Origin of the sequence: Mesorhizobium sp. M7A.F.Ca.CA.002.05.1.1 (assembly GCF_003998335.1) — a bacterium.
In the GTDB taxonomy this organism is placed as follows: domain Bacteria; phylum Pseudomonadota; class Alphaproteobacteria; order Rhizobiales; family Rhizobiaceae; genus Mesorhizobium.
This window is the reverse complement of sequence record NZ_RZQI01001270.1, coordinates 1-1,239: the sequence shown is the minus strand read 5'-3', so window position 1 is coordinate 1,239 and position 1,239 is coordinate 1. Positions and strand designations below refer to the sequence as shown.

Annotated in this window: 1 protein-coding gene and 2 pseudogenes; all 3 read right to left on the bottom strand. The window is 60.9% G+C overall.

Annotation, left to right across the window (positions count from 1 at the left end):
* Positions 1-99, bottom strand: a pseudogene (locus EN939_RS39545) (response regulator); the annotation flags it as partial.
* Positions 100-297: 198 nt separating this feature from the next.
* Positions 298-840 (bottom strand): hypoxanthine phosphoribosyltransferase, encoded by a 543-nt coding sequence (gene hpt, locus EN939_RS34785; protein WP_023811104.1) that lies wholly within the window; start codon positions 838-840, stop codon positions 298-300.
* Between the two features lie 23 nt (positions 841-863).
* Positions 864-1,239, bottom strand: a pseudogene (locus EN939_RS34780) (hypothetical protein); the annotation flags it as partial.

The following is a 1,239-nucleotide window of genomic DNA, read 5'->3' as shown; positions in this document are numbered from 1 at the left end:
GTCCGCCGCGATATCGATTGTGTGCCCGGCGCGTTCAAGCGCGCGGGCGGCCAGGGTGCGGACGGACTCATCGTCCTCGACGATCAGAAGCTTTGCCATGGCCGGCATATTTGGCCGCCAAAAGTTGACTTTTCCTGAAAGCCCACGAGCAATTCAGGAAAAGTGTGAGACGATTTTCCGGGAAAAGCGCACAGCGCTTTCCCTTGGGAATTGCGTCAAAACAAAAAACTCGAGCGGTTCGGCGTTTTCGTGAAGCGGCGAACCGCTCTAAGCATCAGCAAACCTTTTTGATGCCGCTCAGACATCCCCTTTGACGACACCGACAAACGGCAACTCGCGAAAAGCATGGGCTACATCCATGCCGTAGCCAACGACGAAATAGTCGGGGCAGTCGAAGCCGACATAATCGGCATTGAGCTCGGTCTGGCGGCGCATGCGCTTGTCGAGCAGCACGGCGATCGAACAGCTCTTGGCGCCCCGCGACAACATCAGCTCGCGGGTAAAGCTCAGCGTCTTCCCCGATTCGAGAATGTCGTCGATCAGCAGCACGTCGCGGCCGGCGACCTCATTGTCGATGTCGCGCAGCACCCTCACCTCGCCGCTGCTGGTGCCGGCGCCATAGCTGGAGATGAAGATGAATTCGACCTCCGGCGACAGGCCGACATCGTGCATGGCCCGGATAAGATCGGCGGCGAAGATAAACGAGCCCTTCAGCACCGAGATCACCAGCAGATCGTGATAGTCGTGTCCGGCAATCTCCTTGGCGAGCTCGAGATTGCGCCGCGCGATCGCCGATGCTGAAAACAGAACCTCGATGTCCTTGCCGCGTACGATGGGCATTGATGGTCTTCCCCGGTGATCGCCTATTCGGCGAAAGTGACCGACACGGTCTTCACACCGTTTCTAGGCACGTCGAGCCGGCTGGCAAAGCCGAATCTTTCGCCAGACGCCAGCGAACGGCCGGATGTCCCCAACGTATAGCGGGTAGTCTGCCCGTCATTGCCGGTCACCCGGATTTCGAGCGGCGGCAACTCCGTCGGTTTCGCACCATCATTGACGGCCTCACCATCGACGAACAGTGCGGCGTTCGGCCCGGTAGCGTCGACGCGTGACGTGACGCCCGAAATGCTGAGCGCCGACGCCTGCGCGCTGGACAGGAACGGCGCCTGGCGCACCAGCGCGTGCCCGCCGGAGACCCAGAACGCGGCCAAGGCAGCGCCGATACCAGCGACCCAGAAG